The 580-nt window shown below is 61.7% G+C and carries 1 protein-coding gene; it reads right to left on the minus strand.

Annotated elements, in window-relative coordinates; translation table 11 throughout:
* The coding region (locus tag CO671_RS33170) for a GTP-binding protein (protein WP_141514522.1) at positions 1-578 on the minus strand (578 nt) is incomplete at its 3' end.
* Positions 579-580 lie beyond the last annotated feature (2 nt).

Genomic DNA, 580 nt, shown 5'->3' on the forward strand with positions numbered 1-580 from the left:
ACCGCTGCCATCAGCTCGCGGATCGCGTCTTCGCCGATCTTCTTGTCGCTATCTTCAAGAGCGGCCAGCGCCGAACCCTTGACAACCGGAATGTCATCGCCCGGGAAGTCGTAGGACGACAGCAGTTCGCGAACTTCGAGCTCGACGAGTTCGAGCAGCTCGGCGTCGTCAACCTGGTCGACCTTGTTCAGGAACACCACGATCGCCGGAACGCCGACCTGGCGGGCCAGCAGGATGTGTTCGCGCGTCTGCGGCATCGGGCCGTCAGCAGCCGAGCACACCAGGATCGCGCCGTCCATCTGGGCAGCACCGGTGATCATGTTCTTCACGTAGTCGGCATGGCCGGGGCAGTCGACGTGCGCGTAGTGGCGGTTCGGCGTCTCATATTCGACGTGCGCCGTCGAGATGGTGATGCCGCGCGCCTTCTCTTCCGGAGCCGCGTCGATCTGGTCGTACGCCTTGAACTCACCGAAGTACTTCGTGATCGCTGCCGTCAGAGACGTCTTGCCGTGGTCAACGTGGCCGATCGTGCCAATGTTGACGTGCGGCTTGTTGCGCTCAAACTTACTCTTTGCCATTT

Origin of the sequence: Rhizobium sp. M10, from assembly GCF_002531955.1 — a bacterium.
Lineage (GTDB): Bacteria > Pseudomonadota > Alphaproteobacteria > Rhizobiales > Rhizobiaceae > Rhizobium > Rhizobium etli_C.